Below are 23,310 nucleotides of genomic sequence, written 5' to 3' on the forward strand. Positions count from 1 at the left end.
GTGGCGCATCGACCTGCATAGAGAGCTTTGGCTGAGTGGCCAAACTCAACGCGGAGGTCAACTGTGGCGTTTCGTGCTGATGATCAGGGGTCAACGGCGAGTGATAGTGATCCGAGCAGCTCGCACACGACATCTCGGCTTGCTCTTCATGGGAGTGATGGGCGTCTTGCGCAATCTCCCAGGCAGGCGGTTTCGACGTTACCGACAACGTATAGGTATGCCCGGCCCAGGCCACAAACATGGCGAGAGCAAGCGCGATTACCACCGTTGTTGTCAGTGTTCTGCTGAACATAGCGTTCGGATTTCAACTCGTTTTGTAGGGATTTTATGCGTTTGACCATATCCCCCTAGGGGGGATAGGATGCCAGCGTAATTCAATGATGCCTGAGGCTCAAGTCATGAGTGAGCACGAACACGAACACAGCCATCCCCACACCCACCAAAGTCACGAGGCGATCATCAAGCGTCTCAAGCGGGCAGACGGCCATTTACGCGGCATCATCACCATGATCGAAGAGGGTCGTCAGTGCGTGGACATCGCCCAGCAGCTACACGCTGTTGAAAAAGCGGTGTGCCAAGCCAAGCGCACGCTCATTCAGGATCACATCGATCACTGCCTGGAGGACACCGTCTCGGCCTTGAACAATGGCGAGCGCGCACCATTGGAAGCGTTCAAACAAATTACCAAGTACCTCTAGGTCTGACATGCCCAACTTCGCTGAACTGCTGCAACAAGGTGGGGCTCACGCCTGGCTGTATTTTCCGAGCGCTATTCTGCTCGGTGCCTTGCATGGTCTGGAACCGGGCCATTCAAAAACCATGATGGCGGCCTTCATCGTGGCCATCCGCGGCTCAGTAAAACAGGCCGTTTTGTTGGGCTTGGCCGCGACGCTGTCGCACACCGCTGTAGTGTGGCTGGTCGCCATCGGCGGCATGTACCTGGGCCAAGGTCTGGATGCCGAGACCACAGAGCCGTACTTCCAACTCGCGTCCTCCGCCCTGATCATCGTGATTGCGCTTTGGATGCTGTGGCGTACCTGGCGCGGTGAGCAGATGTTCAAGTTCGAGCAAGGTGATGATCACCACCACGGCGCGCATGACCATGGTCACCATGATGAAACCCACCGAATCGATACCGGCCATGGCCGTGTCGAACTGTCGATCTTCGAAGAAGGCATGCCACCGCACTGGCGCCTGAAAACACTGACCGGACACGCCTGGGCTGCCTCGGATATTCGCCTGATGACGACTCGTCCGGACAGCAGCACGCAATCATTCTCTTTCGTCGAGCGCGAAGGCTTCCTGGAGTCGGCAGTCGATATTCCCGAGCCTCATGAGTTCAGTGCTCGCTTGAGTCTTGGGCATTCGGGCCACTCCCATGATTATGACCTGGAGTACCAGGAACATGATCACGGGCATGCGCATTCCGAACTGGAAGGTCTGGAGTTGTCGATTGACGGCTATCAGGATGCGCATGAACGTGCGCATGCCAACGATATCCGTAAACGCTTCACCAACCGTGAGGTCACTACTGCCCAGATCGTCATGTTCGGTCTGACTGGGGGGCTGATTCCGTGCCCTGCTGCGATTACCGTCCTGCTGCTGTGCCTTCAGGTTAAAGAAGTTGCTCTTGGGGGCATGCTCGTCCTGTGCTTCAGCATCGGCTTGGCGATCACCTTGGTGGCTGTGGGTGCTGCTGCGGCCATTGGCGCTAGACAGGCTTCCAACCGTTGGCCATGGCTGGGCACCGTTGCTCGTCGTGCACCTTACCTGTCCAGCGCGCTGATCATTGGAGTTGGCCTTTACGTGGGCACCCATGGTTGGATAGGCCTAAATGCATAATGCGATAGTCGAGTATTAAATAGAGGCAACTGGCCATACCATGCTTAGGATGAGAGAACTCACCCTAAAAACAACATGAGCATGGAGTTAGCCTGATGAAACTATTTGCCCTTCTGATCGCCGCCGTCCTTTCGATGACGTCCGTGGCTGCTTACGCGCATAGCGGTGGCACTGATGCAAAAGGTTGCCATCGCAACCACAAAACGAATGACTACCACTGCCACTAATGTAAAAAAGCCCAGCTCTAGTCTGGGCTTCTGCACAAACGGGCCTCTTCACATCTGCGGAGGCCAGTTATGCGATTCACCTTGGCACTCCTTGCACCAGGCATAGAGTGCGTCATACATAATCAGACCGTGCGTCAGCATTTCATGGTCGTTTGTAAAGCACTGCGATAGCCCCAACGAGATGGCGTACAACCCAGCTGATTGCGGCGTCAGATCCAGGCGAGAGGTGTCTGCCCCGCGTACGATTTTGGCCAGCTGCTGCAAGGCGGGCTCACTGAGCTGGTACTTCTTCAGAAACGCGTCGAAGCTGCACAACTCGCCCTCATGCGTAAACTCAACGCCGGGAATGTCGTAGGGGGCTGCGTCTTTCTCCACTGCAATCCGCAGCACATCACCGCTAGGCACATATAAAAACTCAGCCTGTGGATCGATAAAGCGAGTGATCAGCCAGGGGCAGGCGATGCGGTCGATCTTGGGTCGTTCACGGGTAATCCACCTCATGGAACACCTCCTGCCTAGCTCAGTAGGCTGGGTGATCTGGCAGACCCAGTGCCCGCCAGAGACAGTTAATCAATTCGTGCTCTCTAGCGCAGCAGATGCACCGCCAAGCCGACGAGCGCGCAAGCCATCAGCACCTGAATGACGCCCCGCTTGAAGCGGAACAAGGCAATCGCCGCGGCAATGGCGATCAGTGCAGAGGGCCAGTCGAGGGTGCCGCTGAAGCTCTTTGGCCACAGCACGTGATAGCCGAAGAAGCACGCCAGATTGAGGATCACCCCAACTACGGCGGCGGTAATGGCGGTGAGTGGTGCAGTGAACTTGAGTTCGTTATGGGTCGACTCCACCAGAGGGCCACCCGCGAGGATGAACAGGAACGAAGGCAGGAAGGTGAACCAGGTCACCAGAGAGGCTGCGACGGCTCCAGCCAGAAACACCTGATCGGCACCGAACACTTGCGAGACATAGGCTCCGACAAAACCGACAAAGGCTACCACCATGATCAGCGGTCCCGGGGTGGTTTCCCCTAGAGCCAACCCGTCGATCATCTGTGTCGGGGTCAGCCAACCGTAGTGACCGACCGCGCCCTGGTAAACATACGGCAGCACAGCGTAGGCCCCGCCGAAGGTCAGCAACGCGGCCTTGGTAAAGAACCAGCCCATCTGGGTCAAGGTACCTTCCCAGCCAAAGAGGGAGGTCAAGATCCCCATCGGCAATGCCCATAACGCGGCGCCGATTAGTGCGAGCGATGCCAAATTCAACCAGATAAACCGGGCATGCTCCGGGGATGGGGTGTCGTCATCGATCAAGGCCGGGCCAAAGGACTTTTTGGCGGCGCTATGACCACCGGTTCTGAACTGCTCGGGCGCCAGGCGTCCGCCGACATACCCGATTAACGCGGCCCCCAACACGATCAGCGGGAATGGGACATTGAACGCGAAGATCGCGATAAATGACGCCGCCGCTATCGCCCACAGCCAATTATTCTTCAACGCCCGAGAGCCGATTCGATGGGCCGCCTGCACCACGATGGCGGTCACGGCGGGCTTGATCCCATAGAAGAGCCCGGCCACCACCGGCACTTCGCCGAAGGCGATATACATCCACGACAGAGCGATCAGGATGAACAGCGAGGGCAGCACAAACAATGCCCCCGCAATCACTCCACCCCAGGTTCGATGCATCAGCCAGCCGATGTAGGTCGCCAACTGCTGAGCCTCTGGCCCTGGCAGCAACATGCAGTAATTGAGCGCATGCAGAAAGCGTCGTTCCGAGATCCAGCGCCGCCGTTCTACCAGCTCCTGGTGCATGATCGAAATCTGCCCTGCTGGCCCGCCGAAACTGATGAAGCCGAGCTTCAGCCAGAACCAGAACGCCTCACGCAAACTGATCGGCTCAGGCCTCGCCAAATCCTCGTCAACTGCCAATGCGGAAACCTTACTCATGGGGTTGTTCCTCTTTCACAAACCCGGCGAGCAAGCCGTCGAAGATGGCACTGGCAGCTGCCAGCAGATGGTCGTCGTGGGTAATGGTTTCGCGCAGTCCTGCCAGCACGCGCTCGATGCCGGCAGCCTCCACCGGCTGAATGCCGCCGATATCGAGGTAGTGGACTAGCGCGGCAATGCGGTTTAGGCCGGGCTCTTGAAGTTCAAAGCTGGCTTGCAAGGTTTCGAAGGTCACGCGATTGCCGACATGACTGAAGGTCGCCCCATCGAAATCAAAACCCAAGGCATCTGCTGGACAGTCTGTTGGGCTGTTGAGCCAGAGGATCTTGGCTTGGGGGTCGATGAAGCGCCGAATCAACCAGGCACAAGCCAGACGGTCAACCCACGGACGCTTACGGGTTGCCCAAACACGACCTTTATAGTCGCCACGGTTCAGTGCCGTTATAAGCTGGTATCGGCTATGGGGTTCATCCGCAGATAACGCTCTGCTGACGGCCGTCTCAAGCTCCTGCAAGGCTGAGTCAATCTGCTGCTTCGGCTTACCTGGGAAGTAATCGATGTTGGTCAGCTGATCGTAGGTTTTACGCAGTTTGCGAATTTGTTTGGTGGTGGCCAATGCGTTTTCGGGATTGAGTTGTCCACGGCACTTTTCGATCTCTACGCGTAGCTTGCTGTAATCATCGCTACGGTCGAATAGCTCGATAAAGCGTTCACTATCCAGATCGACCACAGGCAGGATGTAAGCAGTGCCGTTGATGGACAGGATGTCGCGCTCAACAGCCACCAGAGCTTCACGACAGACACCGATATCAGGCAACAGATAGGCACCATCGCGCAAAACTGCTGCGCCTGATGCTTTCAAAGCACGCCAGGCTCGCATGCGCTCGGTGGCGTTAGCGGTGGGTAAACCGAGAATCAATGCCAGCCAATTATTCATGTAGATATTACTAATTATTTTGTAGTTACCGCTACATTATACTTGATCCGAGATCTTGAAAAGCCGTCCTTAATAATTAGAATTTTTTGGCGAGGTTAGCTAGATGCACGGGGACTTGCGCGAGCAGCGGTGAACGGCTGTTTTTGCCGATCATGATCACGAAAGGTGCTGGTCAATCCGATGCAATCGTTATCAGATGCAACGCAATGACTGGTCAGCTCGAATGCATACGGGCGGACGTATCTCGCACGATCTGAGCACGCTGAAGAAATAAACACGTGGACCTACTCACCCCGTCGCAGGGGGCAGGTCTTGGTTGATGTGCACTAGCCTTTGCAGCAACTTGGCGAGCTACGTGGTGCATCATCAGAAGTCGCCCCTCCATTGCCGCAACAAGACGTCCGACTTGCCGAAACCTTCAAGCGATCATCGACTTCATCCAAGTCCGAGTTGCATACGCCGGTCTCCGGGAGAACCAGCTCAACCCTCTTGGCCGCATCCCAATCACCCGCCAATGCGGCGACGACAGACCGCACCTGCTCATACCCCGTCATCAACAAGAACGTAGGCGCCCGACCATAGCTCTTCATCCCCACAATAAACAAACTTTCTTCAGGATGGGCCAGCTCTACCGCGCCATGAGGCCTGACCGTCGCGCAGCTGTGTTCGTTGGGATCAATCATTGGAGCAAGCAACATTGAGCTTTGGGTAGCAGGATCGAGTGCGACACGCAGCTCCGCGAGCAGGCTCATGTCTGGGCGGAATCCAGTCGCCACAATGAGTTCGTCCACAGCTGGAAGTACCTGCTCTCCCGCCTTCACGACCAGTCCTTGGCCATTGCCTGCGACCTGATCGATAGCGACGTTTCTGAACAACTCGATCACGCCGTCATTCAGCAACTGGAGAATCTTCAGGCCGAGTTTTCCGCGCTCTTCCAATTGGTCATTCGCACCACCACCGAGAATGCGCTCAAGAGAATTACCCCGGATCGCCCAGAGCACTTTGGTTTGCGGCGCCTCCTGAGTCAGTCGCACCAGATCCTGGAGAGCGTTAAAAGCGGAGTGACCACCACCCACCACCAGCACTCTTTTGTTGGCATAGCGATTCCGGGCACGGCCCAGTACCTCCGGAATGCCATATGCGATGTGTACTGCATGCTCGATCTCGCCCAAGGCAGGGATGCCATGGGCGCCCATCCAGTTCGGTGTCAGGTAGGTGCCCGAGGCATCAATGACAGCACTGGCCAGCACATCCTGTTCACCCGTTGGCCCTGTGACACGCAGTAAAAAAGGAGCTGCCGATCTGCCCTGGGTCTTCATCACATCCTGACCGACGCGAGTGGCTACCAGAACACGGGTATTGAGCTGCAAGTGACGCTTGATCTGTTCGAGGTCCGCGAGAGGTCGAACAAACCGGTCCAGCAGTTCACGACCCGTTGGATACTCGTTCTCCGGTGGTGGAGTCCAACCATCGGCCAGTAGAAGTTTTGCCGCCTCCTTGTCCACATTGAACTGCCACGAAGAGAACATCTTCACATGCACCCATTCTTCAATGCTGGACCCCACTTTCGGGCCAGCCTCCAGAATCAGCGGCGTGAGACCTCGGGCCAGCAGGTGAGCGGCTGCCGCCAGGCCCACCGGACCAGCTCCAATGATGGCGACGGGAAGGTGAGTGTTATCCATGATCAACTCCTTCTTCAGGTTGGCTGATTGTTCGGGAACAGGCGCTCGACAATAGCGCAGTCGAGCCAGCGTCCTTCAAGACAGGCGTGTTTTTCATACACCCCAACTTGGCGGAAACCGCAGGTTTCGCACAATGCGAGGCTGGCGTGATTGAAGGTAAAAATGCGTGAAAGAACTTTCCAGAATCCACGAGCTTCGGCTTCTTCTAGCAGTGACTGAAGTAACTGCTTACCGAGCCCCTGGCCGCGAACACTGCGATCCAGGTAAATGGAAAAATCTGCAATGCCGTCGTAACAGGCACGAGCGCGATAACTACTGAGTCCTGCCCATCCAACAACCTGACCCGTCTCATCGACCATGACCAACACTGGATAACGCTCCATGGAGTTGATGCGATTAAGCATGTCTGCCGGGCTTCGAGGAGTCGTTTCAAACGTAGAGCTACGTTCCTCGATCCCCTGGTTGTAGATGGCGGCTATTGAAACAGTGTCGCTGGGTTCAGCTACACGAACTCGCATTGTTGGAGCCCCATTACGTTGGCAGTAACAACATTATTGGCAAAAAAAGGGAAATTCTTCCCTTTCATTCCTTGCTCTTCACGGCTGGGCAGCACTCACTCACGAGCCCGCAGCGAATCTCCGTGGCCCGCGTGATCTGCCTGAGCAAACTCAGCGCTCCCTGCCTGGCTTCAGCTGACAGGTTATCGATCATCGCTCGCTCCTCTGCAATCAGGTCAGCTCTGATTTTCTCGTATAGCTCACGTCCAGCATCCGTTGCCTGAATTCGCACCGCACGCCGATCTTCATCATCCTCAACTCGGGACACATACCCCTTGCGTTCCAGGGTATCGATCACGCGACTCGCCGTGCTCTTGTCCAAGAACATTTCTTCCGCCAAGACCTGAAGGCGCAGTGCGCCCCTTTTGACCAGAGTCTCGACGGCATAGCATTGGGTTACAGATACGTCGTAACAGCAGATCCGATCACGATCACGGAACTGATGGACGCGAACTAACTGATTCAACACTTCGTACAGGTCCTCGGAATCCTGAGTCAACTGATCGTTTTTACGCTTCGTCATAACCGTCACAAATTAGTTGTTAGCTGCAACAATAATCCTGGTATCTCGGAATCGTCAACACCGATCTCTCGGTTGACGATGACCAAAGGAAGGCGATAGCTTGTTGTTACTGACAACAAAAAAATGAGCACGTCGGTCATGACACCTCCAGAACAGATTCATCCCCCGATCAATCGCTCCAGACTCGTATGGGCGATGGGTTTCACTCAAATTCTCGCCTGGGGCTCGACCTACTACTTGCCCGCAGTGCTTGCGCCTCCGATAGCCAAAGAGACGGGATGGTCCATCACCAATGTGGTGGGCGGTCTGTCCTGGGGACTTTTGGTAGCGGGAGCTTCCTCGCCGGCCGTTGGTCGTCAGATTGACCGCCACGGCGGACGCTCTGTCCTAGCGGCCAGTTCACTGCTGCTGGCTCTCGGCATGCTACTGATGGGACTGGCGGGCAACATTGCCACTTACTATGTCGCCTGGACGTTGATCGGTGTTGCCATGGCGGCGGGTTTATACGACGCAGCCTTCTCAACCCTGGGACGTCTTTTCGGCGAAGGGGCTCGAACGTCAATTACCGGGCTGACCTTGTTAGGTGGATTCGCCAGTACCATAGGTTGGCCGGTGATCGCAGGACTGGAAAGTTGGATCGGCTGGAGAAACGCCTGCTTTGTTCTCGCGGCTACTCATCTCTTGATTGGGCTACCCATCCACTCGCTGTTGATTCCAGGAAGCACAAAACAACCACCCCACCCCGTCATAACAGAATCACCCCGCGCGTCCGAGCTTCACCCCAAGACCACCAATTATCTATTCTTATTGATTGGCGCCATGCTGACGGTTCTGGCGCTGGTGGTATCAGGTATCTCAGTACACCTGCTTAATGTCCTCAAGCAACTGGGAATCGCGACCGCTGTGGCCTTGGCCATCGGCATGGTGATTGGTCCCTCGCAAGTCTTGGCACGGGTGGCAGAGTTTTCCATAGGCAGAAATCTCCACCCGACCTGGTCAGCGCGGGTCGGTGTGTTTCTATGCCTGGTCGGGTTGGGATTATTGATCTCAGGGATGCCCTGGATGGCCTTCGTGGCGATCGCACTCTACGGCGCAGGCAACGGCATCCTAACGATCGCTCGCGGCACCCTCCCCTTGGCGCTGTTTGGCCCGCAAGGCTACGGAGCGAGAATGGGGCTTCTCGCCAGGCCGGTACTCGTGGCCCAGGCCTGCGGCCCGATAGCCGCCGCATTTGTTTTGCAGAACTTTGGAGCCTCGGCATTGCTTGTCGTTATGTGCGGTTTGGTTTTGCTGTGCTTCATCGCCAGCTGGCGCCTTCCAACGACTCGACGCACTGACTAAACGTTGCTGCGGTTGAGATTCGTCAACTGCCAAGTTGTCTTCTAAACAGGCATATCGCGGACAAATCGCATCAAGCTGGGCATGATGTAAGACGCATCCTGGCCGACACCTCTGAGGGTCGCTGAAGCAAAGTTCCGTTGCTTCGGCAGACCGACAAAATACAGCCCAGGTAGGTGCTCGGCCTGCCCGTTACGATGAGCCCAATATTCATCGCCTGGGCATTCCAACCCGCTCAAAAATTCCAAGTTCGGGCGAAATCCGGTAGCAAACACCAGGCTATCGGCTTCAGTGTGCTGCCCATCAGCCCAGATCACGCCGGTTGGTGTTATCGCCTCGAACATCGGCTTACGCTCGAACAACTTTTTCTTAAGGGCTCGACGATAGATCCCGTCATCAAGCACCGGCGTACTTTGGTCATTCAACCAACGGGTCTTTTCCAACCCCGACCATTTCAGCCACGCATGAAAATCCGAACCCAGTATCTTTTGTGGAAAAAACCGAATTGGCTCCCTGCTTGCCAGCACGACTTTGCTCACATGGGCCAGTTCATAAGCAATTTGAACAGCCGAGTTCGCAGCACCGACCACAACCACTCGTTGATCACCAAAGCCTTCGGCATTTCGATATTCCGCGCTGTGCAAACTGCGCCCGAGAAAGCCCTGAAGCCCTTGAATATCTGGAATGAACGGCTGATTGAATCCCCCCGTACACACGACCAGCGCCCTGGAGCAGAAAATTTCTCCATCGTCCGTTTGAAGCTGAAACAGCTCGCGCTCCCTTCGTACATGCTGCACGCGGGTGTACTGACGAACTGGCAATCTGAATGCCTTTGCATAGTCTTCCAGATAGCGTACGACATCATCACGAAGCGGGTAATGATCAGGTTCTGCCGGGAAGCGCATGCCTGGCAATGACGAGTAAGCAGCTGGAGAAAAAAGCTTCAGACTGTCGTAGTAATTGCGCCAATTCCCTCCCGGTGACCGCTCAGCATCCAAAATCAGGAACCTAAGGTTTTGCTGCTGTAAGTGCCAACCGCACGCTAATCCTGCCTGGCCTGCACCGATCACAATGACATCCAAGATTTCATTTATTACATTCATATATGCACACTCATGCACACTACAGAGCAAAAAAAACTATCCGGACGTACCTGGGCAGCAGAATGGGGCGAGGCTTTTCATATGCTGAAGAATGGCTTCGAGGCGTGTCACCACTGCCGGACCATCCACCTCGTAGAACATCTGCCTGCTGACCTTGTTACCGCGGACGATACCTGCCTCTAACAGTACTTGCAGATGCCGGGAAACAACTGAGCGTTCCTGGGGCAGTGCTTCCGCAATCTCTCCGATGTCGGCGCGCCCCAGTTGCATCACGCGCTTGAGCACAGCTACACGCGAAGGCTCGCAAAGCGCCTTGAAGAAAGCGCCATCGAGAGACTCGATTGCAGCGTCAATTGCGCGGGTTCGGTTAAGGATTCGATTAGTCATGCAACCGACTATATGTGCATATCCATGCACACGTCAACACTCTGCAATTGCACCTCTCCTAAGGCTAAAAGCTGTGCCGTGAAGGTAACCAACTCCCCGAGAAAGCCAACAATTTAGGGTGTAACCCCAGGTGGTGTTGGTAAAGATTCCACCGAGAGCCAGTCGTTTTGTAGGGGCAAAAACGCTCGAAAATAAAAAGGGGTCGCGAGATAAAGTCTCGCAACCCCTTGATTTATATGGTCGGGACGGAGTGATTCGAACACTCGACCCCTAGCACCCCATCTCCTTTTTCATACTTCTTGAAAGCTTCCGGAATTTTACTATGGATTTTTCTGAGCCAGTATTTGCTTGAGCTCCAGCGGTGTTCTGCTCTAGGAGAGTCCAGTAACGTCCATCAAGAGCCAGCGTTTTTGTGGGGGTAAAAGTAGGGGGAGTCCATTTTATGGCCGACATTATCATCAAATAACTCGAGGTACTGTCGCTATAGTCGAGAAGAGATGGCCAACGCAACAATCCAAGCTTTGCGAACGGGCTGACATCATCGACTAGTGAGCTTCGACTTCTGGCCGATAACTGCCCACAATGAATCGCAGCTATTAGCAATGGAGGGGATGATCTTCGCGCTTCCTGCTGAGAAGCTACTTTTTATGATTGTAGCTATTTCGTGCGCAAGCAAAATTTTCCGATCAATAACGTTCCTCTGCCCATGGTTCTCGTAGGCCATTTATCGGATACTGCCATTGCGCCAGCACCCATCTTTCAAGGTTGAAACGACTCATGGCAAGGAAGAAAGCAAAAAACTCCACAAGTAACGGCATCCTCATCATTTTCGCTCTGGCCGTCGGCGCAGTCGCATCGATCCCGAAAAATGCTTGGATCGCCATTGGTGTTATTGCTTGCGTTGCCGCGGTTTTTTGGCTGCTGGTTCGTCGCTCAAGGCGCCATGCAGAGCAATTGTCAGTGGCCATTTCGGATACGGAACATCTGCGGGAGCATCAACGATCTGGCCTCACTTTCTCTATGCGCGAGGTATCAGGGCGCCATATGGGCGCTGAGGAAACCTCAGATTTTTACACTGTCCAACTCGGCTCAGAACCTTCAAAGTCCTTCAAAATTCCAAATGCGAGAACGCAAAAATCTGATGCTCGCTGGGTGCCAGCAGGTGAATCAGTCACCGTTTCCGGTTTTACAGTTCCCGGTGGCATGTTCTATATGGGCAGCGTACTAGGTGTCCGGCACGATGCCGGAGAACCCTCACTGATTAACCCCAAGCTCCGTATCGCAAAGACACACGTCGATCTAGAAGAACGGCTGATGTCCTATTGGCCCAGTTTCCACTCCATCACGTCAGAGGCTCGCCGTGGATACCTTCAATGGCTGGAGGGTGGTCGTCGTTACCCACTGGCAGACACTGGCTACGTCTTTTTGTATTTCTACGGTCTGGAACGTCGAGCGCTCGTTGACGCAATGAGTGATCCGAGCGCCAAGGCTGAGCTTCCTTTGATCGTCGAAGAAGTCCGACGCCTATTGAATATCTATGGGGAAAATAGGTCGTTCAGGGGATATGCGGAAGGTTTTCTGGATTACCTGAGCAACACCAAGATCGATCCAGACCTTTACCTTGGCCCACCTCCCAACGTTGTCGCGTATAGCTACGAGATGCCATTACCACTGCGCGTAGGTCTGGGGCAATTCGCTTCCAACAAGCGCCCCCTTGATGCCGATTGGGCATTAGCCTGGGCGTTAGCTGACCCCAACATCAGCAAACGCACGCCCGTGACTCGCTGCAAGGATGTCTTTTCGAGACTGTTCAAGCTTAAGTACACAAGCGCCCATCCTAAGGGTCTTGTCCTGGCGCAGAACAAGACCAAACTTAAAACCAGTTATAGGCCGGCCTCCGCGGTCTTAATGGCCCCCACGCTTAGCTTGGGTGACCTTCCTGATGTCCTGGCCACGTCAGGTACACGAAAAAGCCTGCAGTTGCTGGTTGAGCTATGCACTACCGAGCTTGAACCCTACAGCCGATATTTGGGCCGCAACCCTGATAGCGCAGAAGCTCTCGAAGGTCTTTTGCAGCTTCCCGTCGCTCTCTGGCCGACAGCAGCCCGTACAGAGTTGGACGAGCTTCAGCTCAGAATTGGCGACGACCTGATTGTCATGAGCTTTGGCGAACTCGCAGGCCGGTTCAAGAGCGCCGGCGCCCTGTCCCGCGACAAAGTACTTGCACTTGCCCGCGCATTCGAATCGCTTCACATCGGTATTGAACCCGACGTACTGGCTGGCAGTAAGACACCGAAGGCAGAGGATCAAATCGCGCTGTTCGTGACTCAACCAGAAGACGGATCACTGCGAGCTTCTGCAGCTTACAATGCTGCTTCGGTGACGCTCGACCTTGCTAGTGCTGTGGCTGCTGCCGATGGTGATACCTCCACTGAGGAAATTACGCTGCTTGCTCAACACATCGACTCCTGGAATCACCTGAGTGTGGCCCATCGCAAACGCCTTAAAGCACACCTGCGAATCCAGATCCAGCAACCACCAACGCTGGCCAGCCTGAAGAAAAAACTCGACCCACTAACGGTCGAAGCCAAACGCACGATTGCGAGCTTCCTGACCCATCTGGCGCAAGCTGATGGCATCGTCAACCCATTGGAAGTGAAACTTCTTGAGCGCGTTTACAAGGCCCTGCAGCTAGACAGTCAGTTGCTGTACAGCGATCTCCACGGTGCTGCATCTGGAGCAAGTATTGCCTCCGTAAAACCAAAAGCCGGCATTCCTCGTTCCGAGCCTGGTACCCCGATCACCGCCACTGCGAATCAAGGGTTCGTGCTTGATCACGAGCGCATTGCAGAACTGCAACGAGAAACCGCAGAGGTCTCCGCCCTCCTTGCTAAAGTCTTCACCGAGGACCAAGTTGACGAACCGGAGCAGTTGGTCGATGAGGCAGTATCAATACAAGAATCGAGTGCAGACATTGATGGTCTCGATTTAGAACACTCCGCATTCCTTCGGTTGCTGGTCTCACGCCCTGAGTGGAGCCGCTCCGAACTTGAAGCTGCCGCCAGCGACATGGAGCTGATGCTCGATGGTGCCCTGGAACAAATTAACGACATGGCTTTTGAACGTTTCGACATGCCCGTAACTGAGGGTGATGACCCTGTCGAGATCAATACAGACATTCTGGAAGAGTTAGCCCTATGAGCACTATCAGAGCCAAGGATCGCGATGCGGTCATCCAGTCGCTACGCGCAGGCGTCGTTCCTCGCGTGGGCCAACACCTGATTCAGGTTGGCCGGGTAGGCGAACTAGATGCACTGATCAAGGACGTCAATCGCCTGGTTGAAAGTGGATCGGCATTTCGAGTCGTCATTGGCGAGTACGGTGCAGGCAAGACGTTTTTTCTGAACCTAGTACGAGCCATTGCCATGGAGCGCAAGCTTGTCACCATGCATGCCGACTTGAACCCAGATCGCAGATTACATGCCACGGGTGGACAAGCACGTTCGCTTTACTCCGAGTTGGCTAAAAACATGTCGACGCGTACGAAGCCCGACGGTGGGGCTATGCAAGGCATTGTTGAGAAATTCATCTCTCAGGCCAAAACCGAAGCCAAGGCGGCGGGTACAGACAGCGAGACTGTTATTCGTGCTCACTTGGCCGAGCTGACCGAGATGGTCAACGGGTATGATTTTGCGGAGGTGATTGCCGCCTATTGCCGAGGTTTCGAAGAAGGCAACGAGCAGCTCAAGGCCGACGCCATCCGTTGGTTGCGTGGAGAGTTCACCACTAAGACTGATGCCCGAGCAGCCTTGGGCGTACGAACCATCATTGATGATGCCTCCGTCTACGATCAGCTCAAGCTCCTGTCGAGATTCGTCAGACTTGCAGGTTTTGGCGGTCTGATGATCTGCCTCGACGAACTGGTCAACCTCTACAAACTGGCCAATACCCAAGCTCGTAATGCCAATTACGAACAGATCCTCCGTATCCTCAATGACTCTCTGCAGGGATCGTCCGAAGGGCTTGGTTTCGTTTTAGGTGGCACGCCTGAGTTTTTGATGGACACTCGTCGGGGGCTATTCAGCTACCCTGCCCTGCAATCTCGATTGGCCGAGAACTCGTTTGCAAAATCAGGATTGGTGGATCTGTCGGGGCCGGTCATTCGCCTGACCAGCCTGACCCCGGAAGACTTCTACGTGCTGCTTCAGAAACTTCGTCACGTATACGCTGGCGGGGATGTCGAAAAATACTTACTACCTGACGAAGCGCTCCCCTTGTTCATGGCGCATTGTAATCAGCGCCTGGGAGAAGCTTACTTCCGCACGCCACGTACCACGATCACAGCGTTCATCAACCTGCTCGCCATCTTGGAGCAAAACCCGGGCGCCGATTGGCGAATGCTGCTTGGAGCTGTCGAGGTCGCCAGGGACTCAGGCGGCGAAGACGATACCAAAGTCGATGCGGACGATGAACTTGCCACCTTCACACTCTGAGTCATCGGGTTTCGATCAACTTGAGTCCCGAATCCAGAGATGGGTTTGGGCGGAAGGCTGGACTTCCTTGCGCGACGCCCAGGAATGGGCGGTACCTGTTCTGGTGGATGCCGATCAGGATGTCATCATCGCCGCAGCAACAGCGGCAGGCAAAACCGAGGCTGCTTTTCTTCCCATACTCACCAATTTGCTGAATCGTGATGATCCACCCGGTTCGGTGCTGTATATCAGCCCGCTCAAGGCCCTGATCAACGACCAGTGGGACAGGTTAAGCCGTCTTTGTGAGCAGCTTGAGATTCGCGTAGTGGCTTGGCACGGGGACATCTCCTCAAGCAAAAAACATCGCTTTTTGAAGTCCCCTGAGGGGGTGCTTCTGATCACTCCTGAATCCCTTGAAGCCCTGTTCGTCAACCGCGGTTCTAGTCTTGGCGGGGTGTTCCAGCACCTGCGCTATATCGTCGTGGATGAGCTGCATGCGTTCATCGGTAGCGAACGAGGCAAGCAACTTCAGTCACTGATGCATAGGGTAGAACTTGTTGCCGGGCACCGTCTCCCTAGAGTCGGGCTCTCAGCCACCCTCGGCGATATGAAGATGGCGTCGGAATTTTTGCGCTCGGGAAATGCCGATGGCGTTACCGTCATTGAATCAAAAAGCTCCAACCAGACTCTCCAAGTGCAAGTTCGTGGTCACATTCAGCCACCCATGAGCGAGCTCAAGAAGAAGCCCGTAAAGCTCTCTGGCCAGGCGGAAAATGAAGACGAGACAGAGAACGAGGCAAGCCCAGACTTCGCGATCGCTGATCATCTTTACAAGGTGTTACGCGGCAGTAACAACCTGATTTTCCCAAACAGCCGGTCTCAGGTTGAATGGTACGCAGATCAACTGCGACGGCGCTGCGAGAAAGACGGCGTGCCTAACGAATTCTGGCCTCATCACGGTAGCCTTTCGAAGGACTTGCGTGAGCAAGCAGAGCATGCTCTCAAGGCAGGGACTCATGCAGCATCCGCGATTTGCACCACGACGCTTGAGCTCGGCATAGACATCGGCAGCATCAAAACAGTCGTGCAGATTGGTGCCCCACCATCGGTGGCGAGTCTGCGACAACGTCTAGGGCGATCGGGAAGGCGCCCAGGAGAAAAAGCAACGCTGCGCGTTTACTGCAAGGAATCGCCACTCAAAGATGGATCGAGCCTCTCGGATCAACTGCGCCAAGGCTTGGTCCAAACCATTGCCATGGTTCGACTGCTGGCCAAGGGGTGGTTTGAACCTCCCAGGGCTCAAGGCATTCACGCGTCCACCCTCGTTCAACAATGTCTTTCAGTGATCGCCCAGTGCGGCGGTGCATCTGCTACAGATCTCTGGAAAAGTTTGATTGCTGAGGGAGCATTTCCAAAAGTTGAAAAACCAGACTTTGTGAAGTTGCTCAAGGCGCTCGGCGAGCACGAGCTCATTGTTCAGGACAGCTCAGGGTTGCTTCTTCCTGGGACGGTTGGAGAGCGATTGATCAACCACTATGAGTTCTACAGCGCATTCACCAGCGACGAAGAATTTCGCCTTGTATGCGATGGTAGGGCACTGGGATCTGTGCCAGTAAGCCGTCCACTGACCAAGGATCAGCGCATTATTTTCGGAGGCCGGAGGTGGCAGGTTCGTGATGTTGATCTCCAGTCCAAAGTCATCATCGTTTCAGCAGCACGCGGTGGTGCCCCTCCTCAGTTCGACGGTCTGGGTGCGATGGTGCATGACAACGTACGCCAAGAGATGCGAGCCGTCTTGGCAGACACACTCCCCTGCCCTTTTATTGATCAAGTGGCTCAAGAGCTTCTCGATGAGGCTCGAAAGACATTTGTTTCACTTGGCCTTGGTAAGCGCTACATAGTTGAGTCGGGCGGTAAGTGCTATTTGATGAGCTGGCTAGGTGATCATGCCAACGATGCACTGCGCTTGTTATTCAATCATGTCGGCCTTTCTTGTGATAACGCAGGCCTTGCCATCGAGGTTGATGCCGACATCAATCGAACCCAAATGGCGCTGGAGGAAGTCGGGAGCCTGGATGCTGCTGATCTAGACTCGATACTTTCGGAGGTAGAAAACATGCTGCGAGAAAAGTGGGACTGGGCACTGCCGCCATCCTTGCTGATGAAGTCGTTTGCTTCCATATCGCTTGATATCTCAACAGCAATTCTTTTTGCACAGACTTATTCTGTGGAAAAATAAGCGGAAGAAACCCACGCCGTTTGGACCCGACGCATCCATGTCTCAAGGGACCACCAGTCACGGGATAGGTGCGCCTGCACCAAGCAAAAAACCTCAAATTAACCCAATAACAGAGCAGCAAAGGTCACCGAAGGGCCGAAAAACCACTCAGTGTGGTGAGTAGGTTCTCCGGTGGTAGTCGCGCCTGAGTTCAGGCGATCTGAAAATCCGACTTTTTCAACAGAATCGGCCCGAAGCAGTCGCTCGCTACTGATCCCATGCGTTAACACTCAAAGCCATACCTGATCAATCCTACCAACGCCTCCCCTGGCTCACTCAACTCCCCCGGGGGCCAATATCAGTCGTAATTCATGCACGGGCAACTCAGGAAACCTGTCAGCAACCATCAGCACGCGCATGCTTTACGCACTCGGGCACGGTCGACGAAACAAACAGGTCATTACCGATATCAGCACCTCGAGTTACAAAGGCTTTACCCTTGAGAAATCCGTAGATGCCGGTTTAGCTACCTTACGCCAGGCCGACATGGCTGTTTGAAGAACATCAGAGCGAGCGAATAAGGCGGGAGAATTGAATGACTCTTCCGCCTTGTGCTCGCTCAGGATGTTTCGTTGATCTGAATTCGCAAGATCCCGGCCCCATAGCCTTCAAACTATCTCGCACGTGACAAACGGCTTGAGTCCGCCGATAAACGTTTTGCCGTGCTCGAACCAGGCCTTTCGAATATCGGCTTGCATGTAAAGCTCATAGTCGGATTGGTCGCGGAACCAGCACTCGCCTATGGCGTGTACAGCCGGCACATCCAGAAACGGTACGTGAGTGTCGCTGGGATTGTCCGCCACAAGCCTGACCTCATATTTGTGCAATCCCGGAATCCCTGCACTCATTTCAAAGTGGCGCACACATTCTTGCTTGAAGGTCTCATCGCTCATGGTTTGAGGTTTAGCCAGCAAGTACACAATTCTGATCATTTGAACACCCTTCAAGTCCGTGGTTCGAGCATTGGTTGCGGGGCGACGTCCGCTTCATTTTCAACAACGTCATCCAGCCGGACGCCTTTGGTTTCTGGTAGCAGCAGCAGGGCAAATACCGCGATTGCGTAGGCACCCAGGCAGAAGGCGCCCACGGATTGCGCGAGCCCGTACTTGGCGGCCAGCAGGCCGACGCCTGTGACAGCCATTGCACCTACCGATTTGCCAACGTTGTAGGAGAACCCCATGCAGGTGGTGCGCACCTGGGTCGGAAACAATTCGCTAAGGAAGGGCCCCAGCGCCGCGAACATCCCGATGGCCAATGCACCGACCAGAAAACCCATGACATGCGCGATCACAGGGTTGAGCGGCACGAACATGTACGCCACGGTGACAATCCAGGAGCCCAACGACAGCATGATCAACGTGGGCCGTCTGCCCAAGCGGTCGGACATGTAGGCGGTAGCGGCAAAACCGCAAAGACTGCCGAATGCCATGATCAAAATCGTCCGGACGAGCGATCCGGAAACGACACCGCGCTCAGCCATCAGCGAGGGTGTCCAGACCAGAATCACATAGCATCCGGCCTGCAAACCGATCACCAAAAGGCTCGCCAGCACGCTGACCTTGACGTATTTGGCGGAGAACACGGTGCCAATAGAAGCTTTGTCGGTGTCCAGCTTCTGGGACTGTTTGAAGGCTTCCGAATCTTTGACGTTGCGTCGAATGAAGATCACCACCAGAGCCGGCACGACCCCCACCCAGAACGCCAGCCGCCAGGCGTAATCAGCGGGGAAATAGGCCAGGATCCCAGTGACGATCAGCACCGCACCTGCCCATCCCAAGGCAAAACCGGACTGCACGAAACCCAACGCCCTGCCACGGTTTTTTGGGTTGATAACCTCGGCCATCAGCGCAACGCCAACGGCCCACTCGCCGCCGAACCCCAGGCCTTGCAGCGTACGGGCGACCAATAACTGCTCGAAATTCTGCGCAAACCCCGCTACCACGCCAAAGAAGGTAAACCAGCACACCGTAAAAATCAGGATACGTACCCGACCGAAGCGGTCGCTCAGGATTCCCGCGATCCAGCCTCCCAGCGCCGCGGAAAGCAAAGCCGATGTTCCGATGACGCCTGCCTCGCCTTTTGTCAGCCCCCAGATGCCAATCAACGTAGGCAGCAGGAAGCTGAACATTTGCATGTCATAGGAGTCCAGCGCCCATCCTGCATAACAGGCCCAAAAGGTCTTTTTCTCACGCGGTGTACCGCTTCTATACCAGGAGAACATGGCGCTGATCCTTATTGTTATGGGGGGTGCTTTACAGTGAGTCGAGCATGAACCAGTCCTGTGAATGTGCCCATTTTCGTTATTGGAAGTCGGCCTTCTCCTTTCGCTAATGACTCTTGCCTGTTGCAGCGCCACTCAGTGGTCCTGGCAAATCGCAAGGCGCTTGCGCAAGAATCAGTGCCACCATGGAATGGATCAGATCCAGGCGGGCGCGTGCCGTGAGCTTTAACGCAGCCAGCCAGCTGGGCGTTTGATTGAGGAGCGTGACAATACTTTTTGCGCGAACTCGATCGCATGCCGAAGTGCCAACCGCTGCCGCGATGACCTGTTCGTAGCGGGCGCGAAGGCTGTCGGCTTGACTGAGCCAAGGCTCATTCAGGTGTCGCCACTCTCGCTCCAGTAGCTGGAAATGGCATGGCATGCGGTCCTGCAGGCTCAGGTGCATTTCAATGATCTTGCGCAGCCGGTTGGGTGGACTGACTTTGCGCTGAATCATCGCCCCCTTGCTCTGCAGTAATCCCAGCAGCTCTTCAAGTAACTCGTACAGCAGAGCTTCTTTGCTCTCTATGTGGTTGTAGATTGAACCGCAATTGATCCCCAGCGCCGAGGCAAGCTCGCGCATGCTGACGTTGGTGTAGCCGTTGCTCGCAAACAACGAAAGCGCCTGTTGGCGTGTGTTCAGAAATGTGTTGATGGCGGCCTGCTCCCACGTAATCCGGGATCAGCATGATCGGCCGCGCCGTTGCCGGCCATTTCAAAGATTGGAAGACCGTGTTGCACCCTCTGCACAGCCTTAGGCAAAGCTTCACACTGACTTACGCAAAAGCAAATTCCCGACCTCCCCTCGCCCCTTCATCCTGTTTGCAACTGCAGTCAACAGGGAATGCTCAGCATGCAAGATTTCGAACCGGGTAACTGGGTGGGCCGAACGCAGATTCGGGATGACCACTTCAGCTTCACTTTGGTACGGCGTATCGCCGCGATGTTCAATACCCCGGCACCCGCCGAGGGCCAGGAGCTACCTTGGCTCTGGCACTGGTGTTTTTTTGATGACTGCGCCGAACAACGCGAGCTCGGCCCTGACGGTCACCCGGCGCTGGGTGAATTCATGCCACCTGCGCATGGACGAAACCGCATGTGGGCCGGTAGCCGGGTCGAGTTCTTGCACCCACTGCGAGTCGGTGAAGCCGCCAGCCGTCATACCACCATCAAGCACATTGAGGAAAAAAGCGGCCGCACTGGATCACTGCTTTTTGTCACGCTCAGCCATGATCTATGGCAAGACGAGCAATTGTGCGTGCGCGAAGAACAAGACATCGTTTATCGCGAACCGAACCCGCCCAAGCTCGGCGCCGGAGATCCGCTTCCCGAGATGCAGTGGTGCGAAACCATCAGCCCTGACCCCCTGCTGCTGTTCCGCTATTCAGCCGCTACCTTCAACGCCCACCGCATCCATTTTGATTGGCCTTACGTCACTCGTGACGAGGGCTATCCCGGCCTGGTCGTGCACGGCCCGCTGACCGCCACCCTCAACCTGGCGGCTTTCGTGCAGGCCAACCCGTTGGCACGGGTTCGCCAATTTTCGTTTCGAGGCATCCGCCCGCTGATCGCTCCCGCCGACTTCAAGGTGGGGGGTCACCATGCCCAAAGCGGTTTCGCCGACCTGTGGGCCGGTGATGGGACCGGTATCAGCCAGCGCGCAAGCGTCGCCTTCGACTGAGTTTTACTTCACTCCATAGGAATTATGATGAATCCCAATCACAACGAAGATTTCAACGCCATTCGCGAAGGCGTGCGCGCCCTGTGCAGCGAGTTCGATACGGCTTACTGGCGCAAGATCGATGAAGAAAAAGGCTTCCCCGAAGCTTTCGTCAAGGCCCTGACTGACGCCGGCTGGTTGTCGGCGATGATCCCCGCCGAGTATGGCGGCTCCGGTCTTGGTCTGGCCGAAGCCTCTATTATTCTTGAAGAAGTGAACCGCTGCGGGGGCAACTCGGGCACGGTTCATGGGCAGATGTACAACATGTTCACCTTGTTGCGACACGGCAGCGACGCGCAGAAAAGTCACTATCTGCCCAAGCTCGCCAGCGGCGAGCTGCGCCTGCAATCGATGGCCGTGACCGAGCCCACTACCGGCACCGACACTACCAAGATCAAGACCACCGCGGTCAAACAGGGTGACAGGTACATCATCAACGGGCAGAAGGTCTGGATCTCTCGGGTGCAGCATTCCGACCTGATGATCCTCCTGGCGCGGACAACACCACTGGCCGAGGTCAAGAAAAAGTCCGAGGGCATGTCGATCTTCCTCGTCGACCTGCGCGAAGCCATCGGCAACGGCCTGACCGTCCAGCCCATCGCCAACATGGTCAATCATGAGACCAACGAGCTGTTCTTCGACAACCTCGAGCTGCCGCTGGACAGCCTGATCGGCGAAGAGGGCAAAGGCTTTCGCTATATCCTCGATGGCTTAAACGCCGAGCGTACGCTGATCGCCGCCGAATGCATCGGTGACGGTCGCTGGTTCATCGAGAAGGCCAGTGCCTATGCCCGGGATCGCGTGGTGTTCGGTCGGCCTATCGGGCAGAACCAGGGCGTACAGTTCCCGATTGCCGAAGCGCATGTCGAGATTGAAGCGGCCGACCTGATGCGCTGGCGCGCCTGCGAGGAATACGACAGCGGCAAGAACGCTGGAGCCAGCGCCAACATGGCGAAGTACCTGGCGGCCAAGGCTTCCTGGGAAGCGGCCAACGCCTGCCTGCAGACCCACGGCGGTTTTGGCTTTGCCTGCGAATACGACGTAGAGCGCAAGTTCCGCGAGACCCGTTTGTATCAAGTGGCGCCAATCTCCACCAACCTGATTCTGTCCTACGTGGCCGAGCATCTGCTCGAACTGCCACGCAGTTTCTAAGGAGCGAAGCCATGAATGGCAAACTGATGCGCTCGGCGCTGTTTGTGCCTGGCAACCGGCCCGAACGGTTCGCCAAGGCGCTGGCCAGTGGCGCCGACGCGGTCATTGTGGATCTCGAGGACGCTGTTCAGGAATCGGACAAAGCCCTGGCTCGGGAAAATCTTGGGCAGTTTTTGCAGGCCACACCCACGGCCCGAGTCTGGGTACGGATCAACATGGCGAGCCACACGCAGCATGCTGCTGATCTAGCATTCTGCGCCGAGCGCTCCGGGGTCTGCGGCGTCATGCTCCCGAAAGCGGAAAGCGCAGAACAAGTGGCTCGCGTCGCTGCCACTGGCCGGCCGGTTTGGCCGATTGTTGAAAGCGCCCTGGGGGTGCAGGCTCTGCCGGCGGTAGCGCAGGTTTTCGGGATTGAGCGGCTGACCTACGGTGGTCTGGATATGAGTCTGGACCTGGGCCTCGTGGCCGGTTCCGCTGGCGCCGATTGCATGCTCGACTCGGTACGCTTCGCACTGCTGCTGCACAGTCGCCTCGCTGGGCTGGCTCCACCGCTGGAAACGGTCTATCCGCGCATCGACGATCCTGACGGGCTTGAGCATTTCGCCGCAAGCGCGCAAAACAAAGGGTTCGCGGGCATGCTGTGTATTCATCCTCGCCAGGTCGAAGTCGTGCATCGGGCCTTACAGCCAACCCCCACCCTGGTGGATTGGGCTCGTCGGGTGTTGGCAGGTTCGGATCAATCCGGCGCCTTTCAACTCGACGGGCAGATGGTCGATGCGCCGGTGATCCAACGTGCTCGCAACATCCTGGCCAGCGTCGCTAACAGCTGACGGTCAACGCTGCCGCCAATGGACCATCAGCCTCTGATGGTCCTTTTTTTTTGGTTGTG

Annotated in this window: 22 protein-coding genes; 10 read left to right on the forward strand and 12 right to left on the reverse strand. The window is 55.6% G+C overall.

Going from position 1 to position 23,310, the window contains the following annotated elements; all coding sequences use genetic code 11:
- Positions 1-398: 398 nt before the first annotated feature.
- The 3 genes from A7K61_RS04535 (at position 399) to A7K61_RS32145 (ending at position 2,069) form a co-directional block, all read left to right on the forward strand.
- Positions 399-698, forward strand: coding sequence for a metal-sensing transcriptional repressor (locus A7K61_RS04535; protein WP_069557030.1), 300 nt, complete (start codon positions 399-401; stop codon positions 696-698).
- 7 nt (positions 699-705) lie between these two features.
- Positions 706-1,842, forward strand: coding sequence for a nickel/cobalt efflux protein RcnA (locus tag A7K61_RS04540; RefSeq protein ID WP_069557031.1), 1,137 nt, complete (start codon positions 706-708; stop codon positions 1,840-1,842).
- A gap of 95 nt (positions 1,843-1,937) precedes the next feature.
- Positions 1,938-2,069 carry a YHYH domain-containing protein gene (locus tag A7K61_RS32145; protein ID WP_139129456.1) on the forward strand — a complete coding sequence of 44 codons (132 nt, stop codon included), beginning with the start codon at positions 1,938-1,940 and terminating at the stop codon, positions 2,067-2,069.
- Between the two features lie 48 nt (positions 2,070-2,117).
- Here the strand turns inward: A7K61_RS32145 and A7K61_RS04545 are convergent, their stop codons facing one another.
- The 7 genes from A7K61_RS04545 to A7K61_RS33500 form a co-directional block, all read right to left on the reverse strand.
- The gene (locus tag A7K61_RS04545) at positions 2,118-2,570 is read right to left on the reverse strand and encodes a chromate resistance protein ChrB domain-containing protein (protein ID WP_069557032.1); all 453 of its coding nucleotides are present in this window, start codon (positions 2,568-2,570) and stop codon (positions 2,118-2,120) included.
- Between the two features lie 83 nt (positions 2,571-2,653).
- Positions 2,654-4,012 carry a chromate efflux transporter gene (gene chrA / locus A7K61_RS04550; protein WP_069557033.1) on the reverse strand — a complete coding sequence of 453 codons (1,359 nt, stop codon included), beginning with the start codon at positions 4,010-4,012 and terminating at the stop codon, positions 2,654-2,656.
- Complete coding sequence (locus A7K61_RS04555) at positions 4,005-4,949, reverse strand: chromate resistance protein ChrB domain-containing protein (protein WP_069557034.1); 945 nt, start codon at positions 4,947-4,949, stop codon at positions 4,005-4,007. Before A7K61_RS04555 ends, chrA begins: the two co-directional genes overlap by 8 nt.
- Before the next feature lie 326 nt (positions 4,950-5,275).
- Complete coding sequence (locus tag A7K61_RS04560) at positions 5,276-6,631, reverse strand: NAD(P)-binding domain-containing protein (RefSeq protein ID WP_069557035.1); 1,356 nt, start codon at positions 6,629-6,631, stop codon at positions 5,276-5,278.
- A gap of 14 nt (positions 6,632-6,645) precedes the next feature.
- Complete coding sequence (locus A7K61_RS04565; RefSeq protein WP_069557036.1) at positions 6,646-7,149, reverse strand: arsinothricin resistance N-acetyltransferase ArsN1 family A; 504 nt, start codon at positions 7,147-7,149, stop codon at positions 6,646-6,648.
- A gap of 64 nt (positions 7,150-7,213) precedes the next feature.
- Positions 7,214-7,711, reverse strand: a complete 498-nt coding sequence (locus A7K61_RS04570) for a MarR family winged helix-turn-helix transcriptional regulator (RefSeq protein WP_069557037.1) — start codon at positions 7,709-7,711, stop codon at positions 7,214-7,216.
- Positions 7,712-7,716: 5 nt separating this feature from the next.
- Positions 7,717-7,851, reverse strand: a complete 135-nt coding sequence (locus A7K61_RS33500; RefSeq protein ID WP_256557700.1) for a hypothetical protein — start codon at positions 7,849-7,851, stop codon at positions 7,717-7,719.
- Between A7K61_RS33500 and A7K61_RS04575 the strand changes: the two genes are divergently transcribed.
- A complete protein-coding gene (locus A7K61_RS04575) occupies positions 7,850-9,052 on the forward strand; it encodes an MFS transporter (protein WP_069557038.1) in 1,203 nt (400 codons plus the stop codon). The genes A7K61_RS33500 and A7K61_RS04575 overlap by 2 nt on opposite strands.
- Before the next feature lie 41 nt (positions 9,053-9,093).
- On the opposite strand, the gene A7K61_RS04580 is transcribed toward A7K61_RS04575, so the two are convergent.
- Together A7K61_RS04580 and A7K61_RS04585 are read right to left on the reverse strand one after the other, a co-directional pair.
- On the reverse strand, positions 9,094-10,152 hold the full coding sequence (locus tag A7K61_RS04580; protein ID WP_069557039.1) for an NAD(P)/FAD-dependent oxidoreductase: 1,059 nt from the start codon (positions 10,150-10,152) through the stop codon (positions 9,094-9,096).
- Positions 10,153-10,188: 36 nt separating this feature from the next.
- A complete protein-coding gene (locus A7K61_RS04585) occupies positions 10,189-10,539 on the reverse strand; it encodes a helix-turn-helix transcriptional regulator (protein ID WP_069557040.1) in 351 nt (116 codons plus the stop codon).
- A gap of 777 nt (positions 10,540-11,316) precedes the next feature.
- Between A7K61_RS04585 and A7K61_RS04590 the strand changes: the two genes are divergently transcribed.
- Genes A7K61_RS04590 through A7K61_RS04600 form a run of 3 tightly spaced genes read left to right on the forward strand, consistent with a single transcriptional unit; the run spans position 11,317 to position 17,250 of the window.
- Complete coding sequence (locus A7K61_RS04590; RefSeq protein ID WP_069557041.1) at positions 11,317-13,740, forward strand: TerB N-terminal domain-containing protein; 2,424 nt, start codon at positions 11,317-11,319, stop codon at positions 13,738-13,740.
- Positions 13,737-15,032 (forward strand): ATP-binding protein, encoded by a 1,296-nt coding sequence (locus A7K61_RS04595; protein WP_069557042.1) that lies wholly within the window; start codon positions 13,737-13,739, stop codon positions 15,030-15,032. The genes A7K61_RS04590 and A7K61_RS04595 overlap by 4 nt, the downstream gene beginning before the upstream one ends.
- Complete coding sequence (locus A7K61_RS04600; RefSeq protein WP_083263044.1) at positions 15,007-17,250, forward strand: DEAD/DEAH box helicase; 2,244 nt, start codon at positions 15,007-15,009, stop codon at positions 17,248-17,250. The genes A7K61_RS04595 and A7K61_RS04600 overlap by 26 nt, the downstream gene beginning before the upstream one ends.
- Before the next feature lie 647 nt (positions 17,251-17,897).
- Here A7K61_RS04600 and A7K61_RS04605 read toward each other — a convergent pair.
- The 3 genes from A7K61_RS04605 to A7K61_RS04615 all read right to left on the reverse strand — a co-directional run bounded on the left by A7K61_RS04605 (position 17,898) and on the right by A7K61_RS04615 (position 20,165).
- Entirely contained in the window at positions 17,898-18,221 is a 324-nt protein-coding gene (locus tag A7K61_RS04605) for a 4-methylmuconolactone methylisomerase (protein ID WP_044275685.1), read from the reverse strand.
- 11 nt (positions 18,222-18,232) lie between these two features.
- A complete protein-coding gene (locus tag A7K61_RS04610) occupies positions 18,233-19,510 on the reverse strand; it encodes an MFS transporter (RefSeq protein ID WP_044275684.1) in 1,278 nt (425 codons plus the stop codon).
- A gap of 106 nt (positions 19,511-19,616) precedes the next feature.
- A complete protein-coding gene (locus A7K61_RS04615; RefSeq protein ID WP_235369491.1) occupies positions 19,617-20,165 on the reverse strand; it encodes a TetR/AcrR family transcriptional regulator in 549 nt (182 codons plus the stop codon).
- 237 nt (positions 20,166-20,402) lie between these two features.
- On the opposite strand from A7K61_RS04615, the gene A7K61_RS04620 reads away from it, so the two are divergent.
- Genes A7K61_RS04620 through A7K61_RS04630 form a run of 3 tightly spaced genes read left to right on the forward strand, consistent with a single transcriptional unit; the run spans position 20,403 to position 23,251 of the window.
- Positions 20,403-21,230 (forward strand): MaoC family dehydratase N-terminal domain-containing protein, encoded by an 828-nt coding sequence (locus A7K61_RS04620; protein WP_069557044.1) that lies wholly within the window; start codon positions 20,403-20,405, stop codon positions 21,228-21,230.
- A 27-nt stretch (positions 21,231-21,257) separates the two neighbouring features.
- Entirely contained in the window at positions 21,258-22,421 is a 1,164-nt protein-coding gene (locus tag A7K61_RS04625) for an acyl-CoA dehydrogenase family protein (protein WP_044275681.1), read from the forward strand.
- A gap of 11 nt (positions 22,422-22,432) precedes the next feature.
- On the forward strand, positions 22,433-23,251 hold the full coding sequence (locus tag A7K61_RS04630) for a CoA ester lyase (RefSeq protein WP_044275680.1): 819 nt from the start codon (positions 22,433-22,435) through the stop codon (positions 23,249-23,251).
- Positions 23,252-23,310 lie beyond the last annotated feature (59 nt).

This window comes from Pseudomonas sp. AP42, from assembly GCF_001728935.1.
Classification (GTDB): domain Bacteria; phylum Pseudomonadota; class Gammaproteobacteria; order Pseudomonadales; family Pseudomonadaceae; genus Aquipseudomonas; species Aquipseudomonas lactis.